Source organism: Dyella sp. C9, assembly GCF_003332825.1.
Lineage (GTDB): Bacteria > Pseudomonadota > Gammaproteobacteria > Xanthomonadales > Rhodanobacteraceae > Dyella.
The window spans coordinates 374761-395865 of record NZ_QIRF01000002.1 but is presented as its reverse complement, the minus strand read 5'-3'; the positions used below and the strand labels follow the sequence as shown (position 1 = coordinate 395865).

18 protein-coding genes are annotated in these 21105 nt (G+C 66.1%); 8 read left to right on the top strand and 10 right to left on the bottom strand.

The window, feature by feature from the left end:
- Nucleotides 1–25: 25 nt before the first annotated feature.
- From DVU99_RS04090 to DVU99_RS04080, 3 genes are all read left to right on the top strand, one after another.
- Nucleotides 26–490, top strand: a complete 465-nt coding sequence (locus tag DVU99_RS04090; RefSeq protein ID WP_114238913.1) for a MarR family winged helix-turn-helix transcriptional regulator — start codon at nt 26–28, stop codon at nt 488–490.
- Nucleotides 491–798: 308 nt separating this feature from the next.
- A complete protein-coding gene (locus tag DVU99_RS04085) occupies nt 799–1935 on the top strand; it encodes an efflux RND transporter periplasmic adaptor subunit (protein WP_114238912.1) in 1137 nt (378 codons plus the stop codon).
- Between the two features lies 1 nt (nt 1936).
- Complete coding sequence (locus DVU99_RS04080; RefSeq protein ID WP_114238911.1) at nt 1937–5041, top strand: efflux RND transporter permease subunit; 3105 nt, start codon at nt 1937–1939, stop codon at nt 5039–5041.
- A gap of 123 nt (nt 5042–5164) precedes the next feature.
- Here the strand turns inward: DVU99_RS04080 and DVU99_RS04075 are convergent, their stop codons facing one another.
- From DVU99_RS04075 to DVU99_RS04065, 3 genes are all read right to left on the bottom strand, one after another.
- Nucleotides 5165–6604, bottom strand: a complete 1440-nt coding sequence (locus DVU99_RS04075) for a M20/M25/M40 family metallo-hydrolase (RefSeq protein ID WP_114238910.1) — start codon at nt 6602–6604, stop codon at nt 5165–5167.
- Between the two features lie 114 nt (nt 6605–6718).
- Nucleotides 6719–7135 carry a large-conductance mechanosensitive channel protein MscL gene (gene mscL / locus DVU99_RS04070; protein ID WP_114238909.1) on the bottom strand — a complete coding sequence of 139 codons (417 nt, stop codon included), beginning with the start codon at nt 7133–7135 and terminating at the stop codon, nt 6719–6721.
- Between the two features lie 147 nt (nt 7136–7282).
- Complete coding sequence (locus DVU99_RS04065; RefSeq protein ID WP_114238908.1) at nt 7283–7969, bottom strand: fumarylacetoacetate hydrolase family protein; 687 nt, start codon at nt 7967–7969, stop codon at nt 7283–7285.
- A gap of 237 nt (nt 7970–8206) precedes the next feature.
- Here DVU99_RS04065 and DVU99_RS04060 point away from each other — a divergent pair, with 237 nt between their 5' ends.
- From DVU99_RS04060 to DVU99_RS04045, 4 genes are all read left to right on the top strand, one after another.
- Nucleotides 8207–9454 (top strand): efflux RND transporter periplasmic adaptor subunit, encoded by a 1248-nt coding sequence (locus tag DVU99_RS04060; protein WP_114238907.1) that lies wholly within the window; start codon nt 8207–8209, stop codon nt 9452–9454.
- Between the two features lie 77 nt (nt 9455–9531).
- Entirely contained in the window at nt 9532–10218 is a 687-nt protein-coding gene (locus DVU99_RS04055) for an ABC transporter ATP-binding protein (protein ID WP_114238906.1), read from the top strand.
- Nucleotides 10219–10228: 10 nt separating this feature from the next.
- Nucleotides 10229–11395: an ABC transporter permease gene (locus DVU99_RS04050; RefSeq protein ID WP_114238905.1), complete on the top strand. Its 1167-nt coding sequence runs from the start codon at nt 10229–10231 to the stop codon at nt 11393–11395.
- 10 nt (nt 11396–11405) lie between these two features.
- Nucleotides 11406–12722, top strand: coding sequence for an ABC transporter permease (locus tag DVU99_RS04045; protein ID WP_114239060.1), 1317 nt, complete (start codon nt 11406–11408; stop codon nt 12720–12722).
- 112 nt (nt 12723–12834) lie between these two features.
- Here the strand turns inward: DVU99_RS04045 and DVU99_RS04040 are convergent, their stop codons facing one another.
- The 4 genes from DVU99_RS04040 to DVU99_RS04025 all read right to left on the bottom strand — a co-directional run bounded on the left by DVU99_RS04040 (nt 12835) and on the right by DVU99_RS04025 (nt 16842).
- Complete coding sequence (locus DVU99_RS04040) at nt 12835–14223, bottom strand: short-chain fatty acid transporter (protein ID WP_114239059.1); 1389 nt, start codon at nt 14221–14223, stop codon at nt 12835–12837.
- A 99-nt stretch (nt 14224–14322) separates the two neighbouring features.
- A complete protein-coding gene (gene yedA / locus DVU99_RS04035) occupies nt 14323–15243 on the bottom strand; it encodes a drug/metabolite exporter YedA (RefSeq protein WP_114239058.1) in 921 nt (306 codons plus the stop codon).
- Between the two features lie 291 nt (nt 15244–15534).
- Nucleotides 15535–16413, bottom strand: coding sequence for a methylated-DNA--[protein]-cysteine S-methyltransferase (locus DVU99_RS04030; RefSeq protein ID WP_114238904.1), 879 nt, complete (start codon nt 16411–16413; stop codon nt 15535–15537).
- Nucleotides 16414–16569: 156 nt separating this feature from the next.
- Nucleotides 16570–16842: a hypothetical protein gene (locus DVU99_RS04025; protein WP_114238903.1), complete on the bottom strand. Its 273-nt coding sequence runs from the start codon at nt 16840–16842 to the stop codon at nt 16570–16572.
- A 78-nt stretch (nt 16843–16920) separates the two neighbouring features.
- Here DVU99_RS04025 and DVU99_RS04020 point away from each other — a divergent pair, with 78 nt between their 5' ends.
- Nucleotides 16921–17265 carry a Rieske (2Fe-2S) protein gene (locus DVU99_RS04020; RefSeq protein ID WP_114238902.1) on the top strand — a complete coding sequence of 115 codons (345 nt, stop codon included), beginning with the start codon at nt 16921–16923 and terminating at the stop codon, nt 17263–17265.
- Between the two features lie 186 nt (nt 17266–17451).
- Here the strand turns inward: DVU99_RS04020 and DVU99_RS04015 are convergent, their stop codons facing one another.
- The 3 genes from DVU99_RS04015 to DVU99_RS04005 are packed head-to-tail and all read right to left on the bottom strand — an operon-like array spanning nt 17452 to nt 21040.
- Nucleotides 17452–19614, bottom strand: a complete 2163-nt coding sequence (locus DVU99_RS04015) for a YjbH domain-containing protein (protein WP_232823439.1) — start codon at nt 19612–19614, stop codon at nt 17452–17454.
- Complete coding sequence (locus tag DVU99_RS04010) at nt 19611–20384, bottom strand: capsule biosynthesis GfcC family protein (protein ID WP_114238901.1); 774 nt, start codon at nt 20382–20384, stop codon at nt 19611–19613. Before DVU99_RS04010 ends, DVU99_RS04015 begins: the two co-directional genes overlap by 4 nt.
- Nucleotides 20381–21040, bottom strand: coding sequence for a YjbF family lipoprotein (locus DVU99_RS04005; RefSeq protein WP_114238900.1), 660 nt, complete (start codon nt 21038–21040; stop codon nt 20381–20383). Before DVU99_RS04005 ends, DVU99_RS04010 begins: the two co-directional genes overlap by 4 nt.
- Between the last annotated feature and the right edge of the window lie 65 nt (nt 21041–21105).

Here is a 21105-nt window from a genome sequence, read left to right as displayed (position 1 = left end):
GCTGGCCCGGACTGACTTCATATCTATGACTAAGGCGGAAGACATCTCTTTTGGCTATCTGCTCAACGATGTCACCTTGCTGATCCGCAAGCACTTCGACAGGCGTGCCGTGAAATTCGGGTTGACCCGTGCGCAATGGCGGGCAACCAAGATGCTGTACCACCGTGAGGGCATGCGCCAGACCGAACTGGCCGAGGCGCTGGAAATGGAGCCCATCGCCGTGGGGCGGGTCATCGATCGCCTGCAGGCGGCGGGCTTCGTGGAGCGGCGTCCCGATCCCAAGGACCGCCGTGCCTGGCGCCTTTATGTCACCGACCAGGCGCGTGGCGTGATTGCCGACATGGAGCTCATCGCGCGCGGCGTGCGCAAGGATGCCGCGCGGGGCATCTCCGTGCCTGAGCTGGAGCAGGCGCTGGGCGTGCTCAGCCGCATGAAGGAAAACCTGCAGGCGCTGGATGGCGGCGCCACCGAGGATGTGGACGAGCTGTAATCGCCGTGCTGTTGCCCGCGCGGCATGCGCCGACGCGCGGGCACGGCCCTCGAATGGGCCATCAGACAGGGTGTACGTCTTTCCGTCGTCATAATATTTTGCGATAGGACACATCGCATGCCGCAAGGCAGTGCGTTTGCCAAGTGCTGACGGTCGTGCAGGTCACGGAGTGCCGCTGCTTCACAATGCCCGCCGCCACGCGCCGGTGGGGAGCAGGTGCGGGCATTCCCCAGTGACACACATCGCAGCCGGTAACGCGGCCCCCCGGCGCATGGCGGGCGTGCCGCCTGCGGTCGGTTGGAGAGATCATGCAGCGTACGTCCCGCAAGAAAGTCGTCGTGCTGACGGTGGTGCTCGTTGCCATCGCGGTGGCCGTTCCGTTTTTTCGTGGCGGCGAACGCGCGGCGGCCAAGGCACCGGCGGTTCCCACCGAGGTGCCGGTGAAGGTGGCACAGGCCCATCGTGGCGACCTGGACCTCACGCTCAAGGTGATCGGTCGCGCCGAGGCCTACTCCACGGTCAACGTGCAGGCGCGCATCAGCGGACAGCTGCAGGAACTGCTGTTCACGCCGGGCGGCCAGGTGAAGTCCGGCGACACCATCATCCGCATCGACCCCAGCCTGCTGCAGGCGCAGCTCGACCAGGCGCTGGGCAACCTCGCCAAGGATCAGGCGCAGCTCGACAACGCCCAGACCGTGCTCAAGCGCTACCAGCCGTTGCTGGGCAAGGGCTATGTGGCCCAGTCCGACTACGACACCTACAAGGCGAATGAAGGCATCTATGCCGCCTCGGTGAAGGCCGACAAGGCGGCGGTGGAGCTGGCGCGCACCCAGCTTGGCTACGCGCGGATCCAGGCACCGTTCGACAGCATTGCCGGTGCGCCGCTGATCTATCCCGGCGCGCAGGTGTCGGCCAACGACACCTCCATCGTGGTGCTGAACCAGATTCGTCCCATCCGCATCACCTTCTCCATTCCGGAGACGGGGCTGGCCGGCATCAAGGAAAGCATGGCGCGCGGCGCCGTTCCGGTGAGTGCCAGCATTCCCGGCACCAAGGCCGCGCCCATGCAGGCGGAGCTGGAGTTCATCAACAACGCGGTGGACACCACCACCAGCACCATCCAGCTCAAGGCGCGCTACGCCAACGACGGTGCCGAGCTTACGCCCGGCCAGTTCGTGCAGGTGGTGCTGCCCACCACGCGCCTCGCCAACGTGGTGACGGTGCCGGTGGTGGCTCTGCAGAACTCGCCGCTGGGCAGCTTCGTGTTCGTGGCCAACGACGACGGCACGGTGCAGCAGCGCGTGGTCACGGCGGGCCCCAGCAGCGGGTCCAGGGTGGTGATCGAGAAGGGCCTCAACGGCAACGAGCGCGTGGTGACCGACGGCCAGCTGCTGCTGGTCGATGGCGCGCGCGTGCGCGTCGTGACCGACAACGGCGGGGCGTAGCATGAACCTGCCCGCACTGTGCATCCAGCGGCCGGTGACGACCACGCTGCTGATGGTCGCGTTGCTCGTGTTCGGCGTGGTCGCCTATCCCAAGCTGCCGGTCAACGAGCTGCCCAACGTCGACTTCCCCACCATCACGGTGAATGCCAGCCTGCCCGGGGCCGCACCGGAGACCATGGCGACCGCGGTGGCCACGCCGCTGGAGAACCAGCTGTCGACCATCGCCGGCATCCAGTCGATGACCTCGACCAGCGCGCTGGGCGCCACCTCGATCACGCTCACCTTCGAACTCGACCGCAACATCGACGGCGCCGCGCAGGACGTGCAGGCGGCCATCTCGGCGGCCCAGCGCCAGCTGCCGACCAACATGCCCACGCCGCCGACCTTCCGCAAGGTCAATCCGGCCGACGCGCCCATCCTGTTCCTCACCCTGCGTTCCAGCACGCAGCCGCTGTCGGTGGTCGACGACTACGCCGAAACCCAGCTGGCCCAGCGCCTGTCCATGATCGACGGCGTGGCGCAGGTGAGCGTGTATGGCTCGCAGAAGTACGCCGTGCGCATCAGCGTCGACCCGCAGAAGCTGGCGGCCAGCGGCATCGGCATCGATACGGTGCAGAACGCCGTGTCCAACGCCAACGTGAATCTCGCCACCGGCTCGCTCAACGGCAATCGCCAGTTGCTGCAGATCCGTTCGGATGGCCAGCTGCAGCGCGCCAATCTCTACAACAACATCATCGTCGCCTACCGCAATGGCGCGCCAGTACGCCTGTCCGACCTCGGCAAGGCGGAGGACAGCGTGCAGAACGACCAGGTCGCCAGCTGGTACAACGGCGAGCGCGCGATCATCCTGGCCATCCAGCGCCAGCCGGGCTCCAACACGGTGGCGACCATCGATCGCATTCGCGCCGTGTTGCCCACGTTCGAAGCCACGTTGCCGCCTTCGATCAAGATGGCGGTGCTGTACGACCGCTCCGAGTCGATCCGCGAATCCGTGTCCGACGTGCAGTTCACCCTGCTGCTGGCCGGCGTGCTGGTGGTGCTGGTGATCTACCTGTTCCTCGGCAATGCCTCGGCCACGCTGATTCCGGGTCTGGCGCTGCCGGTATCCATCGTGGGTACGTTTGGCGCGATGTTCGCGCTGGGCTACAGCCTGGATAATCTCTCGCTGCTGGCACTGACCCTGGTGGTGGGCTTCGTGGTGGACGATGCCATCGTGATGCTCGAGAACATCGTGCGCCACGTCGAAGATGGCATGGATCCGTACGAAGCCTCGCTCAAGGGGGCCAGCGAGATCGGTTTCACCATCTTCTCCATGACGCTCTCGCTGGTGGCGGTGTTCCTGCCGGTGATGTTCATGGGCGGCATCGTGGGCCGCCTGTTCCACGAGTTCGCGGTAACGCTGAGCGTGGCGATCCTGATCTCCGGCTTCGTTTCCATCACGCTCACCCCGATGCTGTGCAGCCGTTTCCTGCGTCATGCCGAGCACGAGAAGAAGGCGCGGGTGGTGCTGTGGTTCGATGCCGGCTTCGAGCGCGTGCGCCGCGCCTACGTGAGCACGCTGGGTTGGGCCGTAGGCCATCCGCGCACCGTCATGGGCGTGTTCCTGGGCAGCCTGTTGCTCACCGGCGTGCTGTTCGTGGTGGTGGACAAGGACTTCATTCCCGCCGGTGACTCGGGCCAGCTCAACGTCAACGTGGAGGGCCCCGACGACACGTCCGTCGCGGGCATGGCTGCGCGCCAGCAGGAGTTGGCGAAGATCGTGGCGGCCGATCCCAATATCGAGGGCTACATGTCTTCGGTGGGCGCCGGCGGCGCCCGTACCACCACCAACAACGGTTCGCTGCTGCTCAAGCTCAAGCCGGCCAGCGAACGCGAGCTCGACCCCAACGGCATCATCCAGGAGCTGCGCAAGAAGTTCGCGCAGGTTCCGGGCGTGCGCGCCTACATCCAGAACCCGCCGTCGATCCAGGTGGGCGGCCGCCAGTCCAAGGCGCAGTACCAGTACACGCTGCAATCGATCGACACCGCGGCGCTGTACGACTGGTCCGGCAAGGTGATCACCGCCTTCAGCAAGCTGCCCGGCTTCCAGGATGTCACCAGCGATCTCGACCTCAATGGCCCGTCCATCGTGGTCAACGTGGATCGCGACAAGCTCTCCACGCTGGGCCTGAGCATGGACCAGGTGCAGTCGGCGCTGGGCTCGGCCTTCGGCGCCAGCCAGATTTCCACCATCTACGGCTCGTCCTCGCAGTATTGGGTGATCCTGCAGGTGTACTACGCGCTGCAGAACGACCCGGAGGTGCTGTCGCAGCTGTACGTCACCTCCGATACCGGGGGGCTGGTGCCGCTCAATGCCGTGGCCACCTTCGAGCGCAAGCCGCAGGCGCTGACGGTGAACCACCAGGGGCAGATTCCCGCGGTCACCGTTTCGTTCAACCTTGCACCGGGCGTGAGCCTCAGCGAGGCGGTGACGCGCATCGACGGCGCCATGCGGCAGATGAACCTGCCGCCGTCGATCACCGGCAGCGTGCAGGGCACGGCGCAGGCCTTCCAGGATTCGATGCAGGGCATGGGCCTGCTGCTGGTGATGGCGCTGTTCGTGATCTACCTGGTGCTGGGTATCCTGTACGAGAGCTTCATCCATCCGCTCACGATTCTCTCGGGCCTGCCATCGGCGGGTGTCGGTGCGCTGCTCACGCTGATGATCTTCCGGGCCCCGTTGGACCTGTTCTCCTTCGTGGGCATCGTGATGCTCATCGGCATCGTGAAGAAGAACGCGATCATGATGATCGACTTTGCGCTGGAGAAGCAGCGCAACGAAGGCATGGCGCCGGCCTTGGCCATCGTCGAGGCCTGCCATGTACGCTTCCGGCCGATCATGATGACCACCATGGCGGCGTTCGCCGGCACCCTGCCCATCGCGCTGGGCCTGGGCGCGGGTGCGGAGACGCGACGTCCGCTGGGCCTGGCCGTGGTGGGTGGACTGCTGGTGTCGCAGGTGCTCACGCTATACCTGACACCGGTGATCTACCTGTACTTGGATCGCCTCAATGCACGTCTCTCGCGCAAGCGCCAGGTTGCGCAAGCCCAGGGAGCCCACCCGTAGGAGCGCATCCTGTGCGCGAAAAACCTGCGGGATGCCGCGCGTCGCGCACTCGGCGCGCTCCCCCGGGAAAAACAAAAGGGGCGGCCCATCGGCCGCCCCTTTTCGTAGCGAAGACGGTGGCGATCAGTCTTCCGCGCCGTCGTTGGCAAACGCACCCGGCGCCGAGCCGAAGTCGCCCTCGGCCTGGGCCGCCATGTACGAGAACGCCGCATACACCGCCACGTTCTGCGCCAGCTCCTTCGGATCGATCTTGTCGAGCGTGTCGTTGGCGGTGTGGTGATAGTCGAAGTAGTCGGTGCCGTCCTGGGTCAGCGACAGTGCCGCCATGCCCTTGGCATGCATCTGCGACAGGTCCGAGCCACCGCCGCCTGGCATCTTGGCGTCGTAGGCTACGCCGATCGGCTCGACCACTTTGGCGATCTGTTCGATCGCGCCGCGCGCTTCGGGCTTCACGCTGGCGCTCATGCGCCAGATCTTGCGCGCACCGAAGTCCGACTCCGTGCCGAGCTGGAACTTGGCCACTTCGGCCGCGTGCTTGTCGGCGTAGGCGCGGCCGCCCCACAGGCCCATCTCTTCGTTGGCGAAGGCGATCACTCGGACCGTGCGGTCCGGACGCTGCGGCAGATCGTGGATCAGCTTGCCGGCGGCCATGGCGATAGCCACGCCGGCGCCGTCGTCGATCGCGCCGGTGCCCGGATCCCACGAGTCGAGGTGGCCGCCGATCACCACCACCTGGTCGGGATGCTTGCGACCGGTGACTTCACCGATCACGTTGGCGCCCTTGTAGGTGCCGACGATGCCGCAGTCGAGGTCGAGCTTGATCGAGACGGGCTTGCCATAGGCCACCACGCGGGACAGCTGGTCGGCGTCCGGGTTGGACAGGGCGGCGGCCGGGATGGCGTCCTTGGGATCCTCGAAGCCGGTGACACCGGTGTGCGGCGTACGGCTGTGCGCGTCGGTGCCGGCCGAGCGCAGCAGGAAGGCCGCGGCGCCCATCTTGGCGGCGATCACCGGACCACGCGTGCGGATGGCGGAACCCATGCCGTAGTCATGACCGTCCTTGTAGCGCTCCATGCGTGCGTCCACGTAGACGATCTTGCCCTTCACGCTGGCCGGATCGGCCTTCTCGAGCGCATCCAGGCTTTCGAAGCGCACCACCTGCGCGGTGAGGCCACCCTTGGGCGTGCCGGCCGAGTAACCCAGCGCAATCAGGTCCAGCGGCTGCGGGAACGGCGCGATGATTTCCGCGTGCTCGCTGCGGCGCTCCCACAGCGGATAGCTCACTTCCTCGGTGTAGACCTTGTCGAAGCCCAGCGCCTTGAACTTGGCGATGGCCCACTCGCGGCCGCGCGCATCCGCCGGGCTGCCGGCCAGGCGCGGCCCCACTTCGGTGGTCAGCGACTCGACGATCTGGTAGCCCGTGTTGTCGCTCATCGCCGTGTCGCGCAGCTGTTCGGCCGTCTTTACGGCTGCAGCGGGGATGGTGGTCGGGGTGGCGGCGCTGGCCGTGCCGATGGCGAGCATCAGGCTGGTGGCAAGCAGGGAAAGAGGCAGACGGCGCATGGCGGGCTCCACAGGGGCAAACCGCGATTATGGCCTGCCCGCCGGCGGCCGCTTAGGCCAGAAGTCATGGGGTGGAAGCGGGAGGGGCGGCGATCCTCTCCCGCTACCCGGGCATTACCTGGAGTTCTGCGCCTTGAGCAGGTCGCGGATTTCGGTGAGCAGCACCACGTCCGGTGCCGGCGGCGCCGGTGCAGCCTCCTGGCGACGGGTGAGCTTGTTGATGGCCTTGACCACGAGGAAGATCGCGAAGGCGATGATGATGAACTGGATGAGCGTGTTGATGAAGGTGCCGTAGCCGATGGCCACCTCGGCGATCTTGTGCGCCGGGTCGCTGTTGTCGGCCGGCTTGAGCACCCACTTCATCTGCGAGAAATCGATGCCGCCAGTGATCAGGCCGATCGGCGGCATGATGATCTGGTCGACCAGCGAGGTGACGATCTTGCCGAACGCACCGCCGATCACCACACCGACCGCCAGGTCGATCACGTTGCCACGCATGGCGAATTCTTTGAACTCTTTGAGCATGCTCATGCTTCTCTCCCGGGGCTGGATGGCAGGGAGACTCTAGCGCAGCACGCTTTGAGACGACAGGGCGGGCCAGGATGAGGGCCCCGCTGCTGCTACCGAACTACGGACGAAAGCCCGTAGTCCGTGGCGCCAGGCGTGCCTGGCCGTGAATCAGACGACGCGGCCTTCCAGCGTGGCGATGCCATGGGCTTCGGCGTGGAAGCGGTCGCCGCGCTGGATCGCGGACACGCCGGCCGGTGTGCCGGTGAAGATCAGGTCGCCGGCCTTCAGTTCGAACAGGGCCGACAGCATCGCGATGATCTCGGGGACGCTGTACACCATGTCGCCCAGCCGGCCGTGCTGGCGCTGCTGGCCGTTGATGCTCAGTGTCAGCGTGGTGTCAGGGCCGAGTTGCACGTCGCCGGCCGGACGCAGGGCCGATACCGGCGCGGAATGATCGAACGCCTTGGCCACATCCCAGGGATGGCTCTTGGCCTTGGCAATGGCCTGGATATCTCGCCGGGTCAGGTCCAGGCCCACGCCGTAACCCCACACCAGGCCGGCCGCGCGCTCCGCCGGGATGTCCCGGCCGCCGGCACCCAGCGCTACCACCAGCTCCACCTCATGGTGAAGATCCTGGGTGGCCTGGGGATAAGGCACGTCGGCACCGTCGGTGACCACGGCATCGGCCGGCTTGCAGAAGAACAGTGGCGTTTCCTTGTCCACCGTGGCGCCCATCTCGCGGGCGTGTTCGGCGTAGTTGCGGCCGATGCAGAAGATGCGGCGGACCGGGAAGCGTTGGTCGCTGCCAATGATCGGCAGGCTGGGAATGGCGGGGGGCGTGATGGCGTAGGACATGGCCGGAAAGGTTAGCACCGGGGTGCGCCTGGCACGAGTCATTGCCATGTCAGCTTTTTTCCGCCACGGCCTGGAGTACAACCGGCGAGCCATCGAGCGGGCCACGTTCGGCGAGGGCGCAGCCTGGGCTGGATGACAGCTGTCATCGTCGATGGCTGATGGGCTGATCTGGTGGCGGGGGACTCCGGAGGGCACCGTAACCAGCATCGGACACGGTGGGGACAACAGGGAGTGACTGTGACCAACGCGGATCTGCTGAAGGAACTGCGCATCGAGAAGCACCAGCGCGAGGCCCATGGCCAGGGACCCGGTCGATGGCCTTGGATCGTAGGCATCGTGCTTGCCGTGCTGCTGCTGGGTGGGCTTGCGGCGTGGTGGCTGGCTGGCTCGCGCGCCATCGAGGTACAGACCGCGCAAGCGCAACCCGCCGCTGCGCAGGGTGCTGCCGGCGCCGTGCTGCAGGCCACCGGCTATGTCACGGCGAGGCGACAGGCTACCGTGTCGGCGCAGATCACCGGCACGCTGACCCAGGTGCTGATCGAGGAGGGTGATCACGTGAAGCAGGGCCAGATCGTGGCGCGCCTCGACGACGCCCAGTACAAGGCAGCATTGGATGCAGCGCGTACTCAGGCAGACGCGGCGCATGCGCTGGTCGCCCAATACCAGGCCCAGCTGGCGCAGAACCTGCGTGACGCGGCGCGTGCGGAAACGCTGGCGGAGAAGGGCCTGTTGTCCACGCAGGATGCCGAACAGGCGCGCACCCTGGCCGATACCACGCGGGCGCAACTCGTTTCACAGCAACGCATTGCGGCGTCGGACGACGCGCAGGTGGTGGAAGCCCAGGTCAACTTCGACTACTGCGTGATCCGCGCGCCCTTCGATGGCGTGATCACCACCAAGGACGCCCAGGTCGGCGAAATCGTTTCGCCGTTCTCCGCCGGTGGCGGCTTCACCCGCACCGGCATCGGCACCGTGGTCGACATGGATTCGCTGGAAGTGGACGTGGACGTCAACGAGGCCTACATCGGCCGCGTGAAGCCGCAGATGCCGGCCGAGGCCGTGCTCGATGCCTACCCGGACTGGCGCATCCCTGCGCATGTGATCGCCATCGTGCCCGCCGCCGATCGTGGCAAGGCCACGGTGAAGGTGCGCGTGGCGCTGGGACAGAAGGACTCGCGCATCGTGCCGGACATGGGCGTGCGCGTGTCCTTTCTCGAGCAACAGCAGGCCCGGCAGGACAGCCCTGCACCCAAGGGCGTGCTGGTGCCGGCCACGGCATTGGCCGAGCGCGACGGGCATCCGGTGGTGTTCGTGGTCGACGACGGCAAGGCACGGCAGCGCACGGTATCGGTAGCGGCGTCGAACCAGGGTGAGCTGCGCCAGGTATTCGCCGGCCTGCAGGCCGGCGAGACGGTGGTGGTGTCGCCGCCGTCGACGCTTGCAGACGGTGCACGGGTGGCGCAGGCCCCCAAGGCAAAGGAATAGGCGGGCGCAGGTCCCGCGACGCGTGATCGGGCGCATCGCTCCAAGCGATGCACGGCAAACGATGAGGGAGCACAGGCATGGGCACGTTGATCGAAACGCGCGACCTTTCCAAGGTCTATGAGCGTGGCAAGCAGAAGGTGGAAGTGCTGCACCACATCAACCTGGATATCGCCGAGGGCGATTTCCTGGCCCTGATGGGGCCGTCGGGTTCCGGCAAGACCACGCTGCTCAACCTCATTGGCGGCCTCGACACGCCCACCGGCGGCAGCATCACCGTGGCGGGACAGCGGCTGGACCAGCTCAGCGGCAGCGCGCTGGCGAAATGGCGCGCGGCGCACGTGGGCTTCGTGTTCCAGTTCTACAACCTGATGCCGATGCTGTCGGCGCAGCGCAACGTGGAACTTCCGCTGCTGCTGACCAAGCTTTCGTCGGCGCAGCGCCACAAGAATGCATCGATTGCGTTGCAGCTGGTCGGGCTGGCGGACCGCGCCTCGCACAAGCCCAGTGAACTGTCCGGCGGTCAGCAGCAGCGCGTGGCCATCGCACGCGCCATCGTGTCCGACCCCACACTGCTGGTCTGCGACGAGCCTACCGGCGACCTGGACCGCCAGTCCGCGGAGGAAGTGCTGGGCTTGCTGCGCGTGCTCAATCGCGAGCACGGCAAGACCATCGTGATGGTGACGCACGATCCCAAGGCGGCCGAGTACGCCAACCACACCCTGCATCTGGACAAGGGCACCCTGGTCGAGCAGGCGCTCGCGTGAGGATGCGGCGATGAAATATCTCCACTTGATATGGGCGGCGCTGTTCCGGCGCAAAGCCCGCACCGTGCTCACCCTGGTGTCGATCATCGCCGCTTTCCTGCTGTTCGGCATGCTCGACGCGGTGCGCACCTCGTTCAACCAGGCAGGGCAGAGCGCCAACGGCGCGCAGCGCCTGCAGACCGGTTCCCGGCTTTCCTTCATCCAGACCCTGCCGCAGTCGCTGGAGGCGCAGATCGCCCAGGTGCCCGGCGTGAAGATGGTGACCTACGCGAACTGGTTCGGCGGTGCCTACCAGGATCCGCACAACGCGGTTTTCAGCTTCGCGGTGGAACCGAACTACATCGACCTCTATCCGGAGATCGAGGTCAGTGCCGCCGAGCGCAAGGCCTTCGACGACACCCGCACGGGTGTGCTGGTGGGCGAGAAGCTGGCCAAGCGCTTCAACTGGAAGGTGGGCGACAAGATTCCGATGCAGTCGACCATCTTCCCCAATCGCCAGGGCGACAAGAACTGGACGTTCGACATCGTCGGCATCATGCACTCCAAGGACCCGAAGGCCGCCGGCTTCTACGACCAGCTGTTGCTGCTGCACTGGAAGTATTTCGACGAGACCACGCCCTTCAACCGGGGCCAGGTCGGCTGGTACGTCACCCGCGTGGCCGACGTGAACCAGGCCGATCGTGTAGCCAAGGCCATCGACGCCATCTCGGCCAACTCGGACCACGAGACGCGCACGCAGACCGAGCAGGCCGCCACCGCCAACTGGATGAAGCAGCTGGCCGACATTGGCCTGATCGTGGGTTCGATCATGGGTGCCGTGTTCTTCACCCTGCTGCTGCTCTCGGGCAACACCATGATGCAGGCCGTGCGTGAACGCACCAGCGAATTGGCGGTGCTCAAGACCATCGGCTTTTCCAACCATGCCGTGCTTGGCATCGTGCTGGCCGAATCCGTGCTGCTGCTGTTGCTGGGCGGCGTGATCGGACTGGGCCTGGCCACGTTGATCATTCCGGTGGTGAGCGCCGGCAGCGGCGGCATGCTCAACCTGCCTGGTGTGGGTACCAACAGCTGGGTGCTGGGCCTGGTGTTGATGGTCGTCATCGGCCTGCTGGTTGGCGCACTGCCAGCCGTGCGCGCCATGCGCCTGAACATCGTCGATGCACTGGCCGGGCGCTGAGGAGACCGACATGAATGTAGTGACAAACATCCTGTTGCTGCTGCTGATCGTGGCGGTGCTGGTGGTGTGGATCGCGTTGCCCTGGTACGGCGTGGTGGCGCTGGTGGTGCTGTTCGCGGGATGGATGCTTCTCACTTGGCGTGGCCGGCAGGCTGCCTCGGTCACCAGCGTGGGCATCAGCACGCTGATGCAGCGACTGGGATCGTCGGCAGTGATCGTCATCGGCATTGCCGGTGTGGTCGGCGTGCTGGTGGCACTGCTGGCCATGGCCGATGGTTACGCCGAAACGCTGCGCAAGACCGGGAGTCCCGATACCGCGATCGTGATGCGTGGCTCGTCGGCATCGGAAGTGATGTCGGTACTGGACCATGAGAGCGTGACGCTGATTCCGCAGGCGCCCGGCATCGCCAGGGACGCCAAGGGCCAGCCCATCGCCTCGCCGGAATTGGTGGTGGCGGCAAACGTGCCGCTCAAGGGCGGCGCCCCGGATGACGAAGGCAGCGTGCAGCTGCGTGGCGTGGGCGAGCAGGCCTGGGCGGTGCGTCCCAACGTGAAGATCATCCAGGGACGCAATTTCCAGCCGGGCATGCGCGAGCTGATCATCGGCAAGGGCGCGGCCAAGGAGTTCGCCGGGCTGGAGCCGGGCCAGACCATTCGCCTGGGCAACCAGCAGTGGAACGTGGTCGGCGTGTTTTCCTCTGGCGATGCGATGGATTCGGAAGTATGGGCCGACGCTGCGGTCGTGGCCGATACCTATCGTCGCGGCAGCAGCCGTGGCTCGGTGGTGGTGCGCCTTACCGATCCCAAGGCCTATGACGCGTTCAAGGCCGAACTCGACGGCAACCCGCAGCTGAAAGTGGATGTCAGTAACACGCTCGACTACTTCAGCAAGCAGTCCGAGGGCATGACCAAAGTGATCCGCATCATGGGTATCACCGTCGGCGTGATCATGGCCATCGGCGCGATGTTCGGCGCGCTCAACACCATGTTTGCGGCGGTGGCGGCCCGTGCCCGCGAAATTGCCACGCTTCGTGCGATCGGTTTTCCCGGGTTGCCGGTGGTGGTGGCGGTGATGCTTGAGCCCATGTTGCTGGCGCTGATCGGCGGCGTGCTGGGTGGTGTGTTGGCCTGGCTGATCTTCAATGGCTACAGCGCATCCACGCTTGCCACGGGTGCGGTGGGCAAGCTCAGCTTCGAATTGAAGGTATCGCCGGAGCTGCTGTGGACCGGCCTTAAGTGGGCACTGGCCATCGGCTTCATCGGTGGCCTGTTTCCCGCGGTGCGCGCCGCACGTTTGCCGGTAACGACTGCGTTGCGCGAACTCTAAACGCCAGGGGCGGGTGGCTGGTGCTGCTCGTGCTCATGCGCAGGGTGGGCTCCTACGTGTTGTTGAATTCTCGTAGGAGCGCACCCAGTTTGCGGCCGATATCATCCCGTCCCTAGGGCATTACCGGCGGTACATAGGTCAACGTGAGGCCTAGCGCCCACAGCAATCCCAGCACCAGCGGCACGTGCACCAGCAGCTGCATGAAGGTGAAGCCGACTACGTCGCGCGCCTTCAATCCCAGCACGCCGAGCAGGGGCAGCATCCAGAATGGGTTGATCAGGTTGGGCAGCGCCTCGGCCGCGTTGTACACCTGCACCGCCCAGCCCAGGTGCACGTGCAGGTCGTTGGCGGCCTGCATCACATAAGGCGCTTCCACCAGCCACTTGCCACCACCGGACGGCACGAAGAAGCCGAGGATCGCCGAGTACACGCCCATCACCAGTGAAAAGGTGTCGGTGGAGGCGATATGCACGAACAGGCCGGAAAGCCGGTGCGCCAGCGTTTCACCGCCCGCGCCCGGTGCATGCGTCAGCAAGGCGGCGATGCCGCCGTACAGCGGAAACTGGATCAGCACGCCGGCCGTGCTGGGCACCGCGCGCGACACCGCATTGAGGAAGCTGCGCGGACGCCAGTGCAGCAAGAGCCCCACGGTAAGGAACAGGAAGTTGTAGGTGTTGAGGTTGGCAATGGCGATGACCACCGGCTTGGTGGCGAACTCGTAGCCCAGCCAGCCCAGCCCGAGCAGTCCGATCAGCACCGATAGCAACGGGCTGTACTCCAGCCATTCGCCCGGCCGCTGGCGCGGCGGCAGGGCAGGCGTGGCCGTGTCGGTGACGCCGAAATCCTCGGCGGTGCGCGCGCTGTGGCCCGAGGGCGCGGTCAGCCAGCAGATCACCAGCGACACCACGATCAGCACGCTGGTCAGCAGGATCGACTGCCACAGGAAGATGGTTTCGCTGAAAGGCAGCACGCCGGTGATGTTGATCAGTCCCGGCGGCATGCTCTTGGGATTGGCCTGCAATTGCGCGGCCGAGGAAGACAGCCCCATCGCCCATACCGCGCCCAGGCCCAGATAGGCGGCGGCACCGGCGGCGCGGTAATCCATGCGCAGGTCGGGCCGGCGAGCCAGCGCACGCACCAGCAGGCCGCCGAACACCAGCGAAAAGCCCCAGGACAGTAGCGAGGCCAGCATGCTGACCAGGCCCACGTAGCAGATCGCGCCGCGTCCGCTGCGCGGTGCACGCGCCAGCCATTCGATGAAGCGAGCCACGATGGGCGCGGTGGCCACCACATAGCCGCCGATCACCACGAACGCCATCTGCATGGTGAAGGGGATCAGGCTCCAGAAACCGTCGCCGAACGCGTTGACGGTGACACCGGGGGTGGCCCCGAACGACAGCGCGGCGATCGCGACGATCACCACGCCCAGGGCCGCGAACACCCAGGCATCGGGAAACCACCGTTCCGACCACGCCGCGCTGCGCAGCGCGGCTCGTGCCATCAGACCTTCGTTCGTCGCGTTCATGGGCGTCCCCGGGCCATGGTCCGGGTCATGGTGAGCGCTGCGTGGCCGGCGAGGCAAGCCGACCTAGGTCGAAACTCAGTGGCTGCGCTTTTGCCGGGCCAGCGTGATGGCGCCGACGCCCAGCAGGATGATGGCCATGCCGGCGAGGTCGAACGGGCCCACCGTCTCGCCGGCCAGCAACACGCCGAACAGCACCGCCACCGGCGGGTTCACGTAAGCGTAGCTGGTGGCCAGCGCGGGACGCGCATGCTTGAGCACGTAGAGATAGGCGCTGAAGGCGATGATCGAACCGAATACGGCCAGGTAGACCAGCGCGGCAGTGGCGCGCACCGTGGGATGGGCCGGGAGCCGCTCGCCGGTAAGCGCGCCCACCAGCAGCATCGCCACGCTGGCACACAGCATCTGCGCGGCGGTGTTCATCGGTCCGGAGGGCATCTCCTGGCGACGGCTCCAGGCCGAGCCGAAGGCCCAGCTCATGGCCGCCACCAGCAGCGCGAAGGCGCCGATGCGCGAACCCGACAGGCTGGTGCCCAGGTTCAGCACCACCACGCCGACGAAACCGATCAGCAGGCCCACGGTCTCGCGGCGCGACGGCCACTCGCCGTACATGCCCGAGAACAGCGCCGCGAACAGCGGCATGCTGGCCACCGCCACGGCGGCAATACCCGAGCTCACGCGCTGCTCGGCAAAACACACCAGTCCGTTGCCAAAGCCCAGCAGCAGGATGCCGGTGATGGCGGCGTTGCGCCATTGGCGCGGCGTCGGCATGGCGGCACCACGGATGCGCAGGAAGGCGAACAGCGCCACGCCAGCCCCGAGAAACCGCACACCCGCAAGCAGGAACGGCGGATAGCTCTCCAGTGCATAACGGATGCCCAGGTAGGTGGAGCCCCAGATGACGTAGAGCGCAAACAGCGCCAGTGGTACCAGCACGCGTGTGTCGGTGGCAGGAGCGGGCGCCGCCGTCGCGGCGGAAGAGGTGGCGGAATCGGTCATGGGCAGGGCGCGGGGAGGCATCGCGGGTTCGATGTCCGGCATAGTTTACAAGGTGAGCTACGTTAGTCCTGCCTGGGCCGGGGCAGTAGCGAGGCTTGTACAAGGCAGTGTTGAGGTGAGCTCAAGCCACCCGAACCACGCCGCCAGGCATCCCGCTCGCCCTGGTTTGATCGTCATCCCCGCGAATGCGGGGATCCAGCAGCGTTGCCACTGGCGAAACCGTCGGGATGGCGAGTCTTCGGCTTTTGCGAAGCGCGCGCCGCTTTCGCGAGGCGGAGGGTTTGGACCGGCCTAGGCCACGCTGCGCTTCGCCCGGCCGGACGCCTCGTGACGTTCACCGGCCAGCAGCTCGCGCTTGCGCTCGACGCCCCAGCGCCAGCCACCCAACGAACCATCCTCACGCACGATGCGATGGCAGGGCACGATCAGCGCCAGGCGATTGCTTCCGCAGGCGCGACCGATCGCGCGCGCAGCCTTGGGCATGCCCAACTCGGCGGCCAGTTCGCCATAGCTCCTGGTGACGCCGCTGGGGATGCGCGTCAGTGCGTCCCATACGCGCCACTGGAACGCTGTCGCAGCCACATCGAGCGGCGGCAGGTCGGGGGCTTCGCCTTCGCTCCAACCCAGGTCATGGGCAATGCGCGCGATCACGGCGTCCAGCCATTCTTCGCGACCGGCGTCGACCCGCTGGCGCGCAGCGAGTGGAAACTCGTCGGCAAGGCGCTGGACCAGCGCTTCGTCACTATCGCCAAGGGTGACCGAGCAGATGCCACGACTGGTCGTCGCCACCAGCAGGCGTCCCAACGGCGTGCCGGTGGTCGTATAGCGGATATCCGCACCGGCGCCGCCAGCGCGGTAACTGGCGGGCGTCATGCCGAGCAGGCGGTCGCTGTGTTCATACACGCGGCTGCCGGAGCCGAACCCGGCGTCGTACACCGCATCGGTGACGGCCGCGCCGTTGCGCAGGGCCGTGCGCAACTGGCCGAAGCGGCGTGCACGGTGATACTCCGCCGGGCTCATGCCGTAGCGGCGGCGGAACGCGCGTTGCAGATACGACGGGCTCAGTCCGGCCGATTCGGCCAAGGCGGGCAGGGTAGGCGGCTCGTCCGCGCGCTCGACCAGCTGGCGAACCTTTTCCAGGGCGGCATCCGTAGCGTTGCGGGCGTTCATGGCGGTGTCCGTGATGCGATGACCACAGCCTATGGCCGGTGCACCTTCCTCACCATCCGGATCTTGCGCATGCCGGGTCGACGTCGGGTGCGGCCTTGCGCACCCAGCACGTGGCCCCGCCCCGTTTCCATGCGGGGTCCGTCATACTAAAGAGGCTTAGCGCGCGGCGTGGCGCGTCTGGTGAAGCACCACGAAATCGCCCTCGATGACTTCGGGCTGATGAGCCTTGTGGCCTGCGGCGGAGGTCGGGGCATGCCGGCGCGACCAATGGCGCAGGCCGAACACCAGCGCACCGCCCACCAGCAGGACGCCGGCCACCACCAGGCCAAACACCATCAGCACGCCCACCACGGCCAGCCCCACAAGCAGGGACAGGGCGCGGACCAACGGGTGGCGGGATCGACGTGGCATGGGCAGCGAAAAGCGCATGTGTTAAAAATCCGTGTGGTAAAATCAACGACTTACGTGCGTAACGATGGGGCCTTTGGGCCAAAGAGGCAAGTGCCGATGGATACAACCACTCCCGACCAGGCGCTGTGCCGGCTGGACGATATTCCCGATGGCGGCGCGATCGCCGTCGATGCCGTGCTTCGCGACGGCGAAGAAAGCGTGATCGTGCTGCGTCGCGACGACGCAGTGCGGGCCTATATGAACATATGTCCCCACGCGGGCCGACGCCTCGATTGGGCGCCAGGCAAGTTCCTGGTCAAGGACAACCTGCTGATCTGCGCCGCGCATGGCGCCTCGTTCCAGGACGAGGACGGCCTCTGCGTGGGCGGCCCGTGCCGTGGCGAGCACCTGCGCTCCGTGGGTATCCGCGTCGCCGATGGCGAGGTGTGGTTGGACGAATAAGGGCCATGCTGATGACACTGTTCGCCACCCCAGCGCATGCTGGGGTCCGGGGCCTCAACGGTCTGGGATTCCGACCGCCGCCGGAAGGGCGAGCTTGAGGCATGGCTGGATTTTGTTGGTATGCCCTGAGTGGGGCTCGCCCTGTGACTACCGACGAAAGATACCCTTGCGACAGAGGGGCATCAGCTACTGGGTGATCTTGTCCAGGTTGTCGTTGAAGTTGTCCAGGTCGCGATCGTTGGTGAGCGAGTACAACGTGTAGCGCCGGCTCAGCGGAGCGCCGCCATCGCGGATCAGCGGATCCCACACGAAGGTGGCACGGCTGGTCGACGAGCGTGGCAGCAACAGATCGAACGGCACCGAGACATAGATGCCCTTGTCGAAGCTGCCTTCGCCAAATTGTTGGGCCGAGACATTGGTCTTGGTCGCATAGGCACCCATGCGCACGCCGTTGCGGAACTCACGCGACACGTCGATGGTGACGCCCCAGTCCCCTGCGAGGTAACGGCCGGCACTGACGGTGAGGGTGAGATCCTTGTAGCCCATGTCGAAATAGCCGGTCAGGTGACCGGTGACCACGTGATAGCCGCGGAAAGAGAAATCCTGATCGAAGCCACGCTGCTTCACCCAGTTCAGGTCCGTACCGACGGCCCACCGTTCACCAAACGGGCGATAGAGCACTTCGCCGCCCACGCCGCCAAACATGCTCTCCAGCATGCCCGCGTAGGCCATGCCGTAGAGGTCGGAGCCCAGCTGCTGCGTGCCCGTCATCTGGAAGATCGGCATGGTGAGCCTCGAGCTGGTCACGTACTCGCGAACGTCCGTGCGGACGCGCGGCAGCTCACTGGGCGCGGTGTAGGTGAATTTGTCGTAGTTGTCGAACAGGTCCGCGGCGAACACGCCGCTCCACCACAGGTTGCGGGTGAAATAGAAATCCACGTTGTAGACCGCCGAGACCTGGTAAAGCAGGAACGCGTCGGGTCCACCCAGGCTTTGTCCGTAGGCCAGCGCGAACGAGGAATCCAGGCGCTTCAGCGGTGCCTGGTACAGCACCTCTTCGTTGCGCGCGGTGGGTGCGTTCTGCTCCACGCTGTTGCGAAACTGGCCCAGGCTGATGTCGTTGTCGAGCAGCTCCCTGTAGCGTTGGCGATCAACGCTGGTCTCGGTCGTGGAAAGCCCCTGCTGCTGCGATACCACGGTGAACCAGTCGACGCCCGGGCCAAGCTGGTTGTCGAGGATGCGCGTGGCCCGCCCCACGGCTTCGGCGGAGTAGAAGTAGTGCTTCTGCGGACCGCTCACCACCACTTCGTTGCCGCGGCGCGTGATGCTGCTGACTTCGATGCCGGCATTGTTGCGCAGGTCACGCGCGACCCCGGCCCAGTCCACCTGTTCGGGCGTCTTGGTCGACGGCGTCGCCACCGGTTTGGCAGGCGGCGGGTCGGCCTGCTTGGCTGGGCCGCTTGCCCCGGCCAGATTGCCGTGCAAGGTAAAGCCGAACATCACGGTGTTGCCGCGCTCAAGCGCGATGCTCAGGTCCAGGTTGTGATTCGGCCGGATCACGGCGCCAAAATTGATGGGCGAATCCTGCCGCTGGTTGTTGTTCTGCGGTTCGTGCTTGTAGTTGTTGCCGTCGTACTCGGCCTTGAGCACCAGCCAGTCCCAGGGCGTCTGGTAGGAAACGCCGCCGAACAGCGCCACCGGGCCACGGAAATAGTGGTTGGAGCTGAACTGGCCCGCGCCATCACTGCCGCTGGGACGCACCTTGAATTTGTCGCTGATGATGGACAGGGGATTGGTTATGTCACCGCGTCCCCCGACATATCCCCAGCCCATGCCGAGGCTGGCATCGAACGAACCAAAGCGCTTGTTCATCACGACGTACTCGCCGGAGAACAAGCCCGTGCCGCCGATGTCGCGTGCGCCGACGCTCAGATCGGGCAGCCAGTGGCTCTCGGTCCATAGCCGCACCTTTACGTCGATCGACTTGTCCTTGTAGCTCTGCGTACCGCTGAGCGACTCGGGGCCATACAGGCGATTGCTGATGGCGGTATAACGAAAAATGCCTTCCAGCCAGGGCAGCGGCTGCAGGGACACGTTATAGCGGTCGTAGGGGTGTACGTCGCTGGCGGTGAAGGCGACTTCGCCCTCGTCCGCCATGCGGGCGGTTGGCGTCTGCCACAGGCCCACGCCGCCAAAATCACTTTGCGTGGGTGCGTTGTCCGCACAGGCCACGCCCGCGAGCAGCAGGCCGGCCAGCGAAAGCACGCAGCCACAGCGCCGACGCAGGCGGCGGGTGGTGCGAAACGACGCGCGCGCGCCCGGAGCGTGGCTCTTCAAGAGCATGGTCATGGCTGGGGCGTTGTCTCGGGGAGCGGCTGTGTCGCCAGGAAATCGGCCAGCTCGGTGTTGAGATCCGGGGCGACTGAGCTCACACGGTGCTCGCTGATCGGCACTACGATGGTCGAGCCGGGCGCCAGCGGCAGCGGGGCGCTGCGATTCCATGGTGCGATGCCCTGGCGGAATACACGGCCATCCGGCTCGACCACAAAGATCCAGTCGGCATCCGCGTAGCGCGAGGCCGGGCAATCGCGCAGATAGCTTCGCGCATCCTGCAGGGCGACATGAGCCACGGTGCAAGTCCGTGCAACCGCGCCGACGATATGGATGGTGTCCGGGCGTCGTGGGTAATACAGCGTGTCACCCTCGGCGACCGGCCAGTTTTCGCTGGCCTTCACCTCGAGCGCGCGCGGATCAAGCAGCGCCACCTGCCGGCCGGTCGCTGGCATGGATTTGACCCAGGAAGAGAGTGTCGAAGCGAGCTGGGCCAGGTCATCGCGCTCCTCCTTGGTGGCCTGCCGCTGCAGGCTGTCGAGGTCGAACAGCAAGCCGGCCTTCTGGCGTTCCTGCGCCACCACCAACGACGGGCGAAGCCAAGCCGCTCCCATGAAATAGGCGTCCAAATGGACATGGGCCGCCAGCGCTGCGTCGCTGAGGCGGGCGCGTGCAGCGAGCTGCCGCGTGCCGGCGGCGTCGACAGCGCCGCGCACTTCAACCTGCGTCGCAAGGCAGGGCAGCGCTGCCCATGCCGCGAGCATGGCAAGGATGAGGCGGCGCGTCACGACCGGGTCTCCCGGTAGGGCCGCAGCTGCACCAGCTTGAGCGTCAGTCCGGGCAGGACGTGCTGTTCGCTCATCCAGATGAAGCCGTCCTGCGGATCCACCCAGTAACGATTGATGGTGCGGAATCCGGCGGCCTGGATGTTCTCCGTGACCAGCAGTACGTGGTGCTGCGTGCCGAGGATGTCGATATCGGCTTCGCCAGACGGAACCAGCTCGCCATGGGTGGCGATGCCGTAGCGGTATCCCGGTGACCAGTCGTCGTGTCGCTCGTAGGACAAGGCGCCGCGAAGGGTGTTCAGGCCGTCTGCAAACGGATCCGCCGCGGATGCCAGGCGGCTGCTGTCGAGGTTGTCGACGAATCCAAGTGTCTGAGTCACCCGCCCGTGTTCTAGTACGATCATCACGCCGCCCAGGCCGTACCAGAGCTGGCGGCTGCCATCGACATTGCCGAGGTTGAGGATGGCGTCACCCTTATCGGTGGTGACACGCATCTGGAAGAACGGCTTGGCCAGCACCTGCTCGGAAGTGATCGACAGCTTGGGCTGTCCGTGCCATGCCATCCGCACCGATTCGAGCGTGCCTCGCGAGACATCGCTGCACGCCGCGAGCAACGCAAGCGCACCGACAAGCAATGCGCGTAGCAGCCCGCGCGTCATGCGCGCGACTTCCGCTGGAGCACGCGCAGCCGCGGCGCGCGCGACGCGATCGCGCACGCCGGCAG

Excerpts from the sequence above, each read along its gene's own strand:
- DVU99_RS04090 (WP_114238913.1), top strand. The coding sequence starts at position 26 with ATGACTAAGGCGGAAGACATCTCTTTTGGCTATCTGCTCAACGATGTC.
- DVU99_RS04085 (WP_114238912.1), top strand. The coding sequence starts at position 799 with ATGCAGCGTACGTCCCGCAAGAAAGTCGTCGTGCTGACGGTGGTGCTC.
- DVU99_RS04080 (WP_114238911.1), top strand. The coding sequence starts at position 1,937 with ATGAACCTGCCCGCACTGTGCATCCAGCGGCCGGTGACGACCACGCTG.
- DVU99_RS04075 (WP_114238910.1), bottom strand. The coding sequence starts at position 6,604 with ATGCGCCGTCTGCCTCTTTCCCTGCTTGCCACCAGCCTGATGCTCGCC.
- mscL (WP_114238909.1), bottom strand. The coding sequence starts at position 7,135 with ATGAGCATGCTCAAAGAGTTCAAAGAATTCGCCATGCGTGGCAACGTG.
- DVU99_RS04065 (WP_114238908.1), bottom strand. The coding sequence starts at position 7,969 with ATGTCCTACGCCATCACGCCCCCCGCCATTCCCAGCCTGCCGATCATT.
- DVU99_RS04055 (WP_114238906.1), top strand. The coding sequence starts at position 9,532 with ATGGGCACGTTGATCGAAACGCGCGACCTTTCCAAGGTCTATGAGCGT.
- DVU99_RS04050 (WP_114238905.1), top strand. The coding sequence starts at position 10,229 with ATGAAATATCTCCACTTGATATGGGCGGCGCTGTTCCGGCGCAAAGCC.
- DVU99_RS04045 (WP_114239060.1), top strand. The coding sequence starts at position 11,406 with ATGAATGTAGTGACAAACATCCTGTTGCTGCTGCTGATCGTGGCGGTG.
- DVU99_RS04040 (WP_114239059.1), bottom strand. The coding sequence starts at position 14,223 with ATGGCACGAGCCGCGCTGCGCAGCGCGGCGTGGTCGGAACGGTGGTTT.
- yedA (WP_114239058.1), bottom strand. The coding sequence starts at position 15,243 with ATGACCGATTCCGCCACCTCTTCCGCCGCGACGGCGGCGCCCGCTCCT.
- DVU99_RS04030 (WP_114238904.1), bottom strand. The coding sequence starts at position 16,413 with ATGAACGCCCGCAACGCTACGGATGCCGCCCTGGAAAAGGTTCGCCAG.
- DVU99_RS04025 (WP_114238903.1), bottom strand. The coding sequence starts at position 16,842 with ATGCGCTTTTCGCTGCCCATGCCACGTCGATCCCGCCACCCGTTGGTC.
- DVU99_RS04020 (WP_114238902.1), top strand. The coding sequence starts at position 16,921 with ATGGATACAACCACTCCCGACCAGGCGCTGTGCCGGCTGGACGATATT.
- DVU99_RS04015 (WP_232823439.1), bottom strand. The coding sequence starts at position 19,614 with ATGACCATGCTCTTGAAGAGCCACGCTCCGGGCGCGCGCGCGTCGTTT.
- DVU99_RS04005 (WP_114238900.1), bottom strand. The coding sequence starts at position 21,040 with ATGACGCGCGGGCTGCTACGCGCATTGCTTGTCGGTGCGCTTGCGTTG.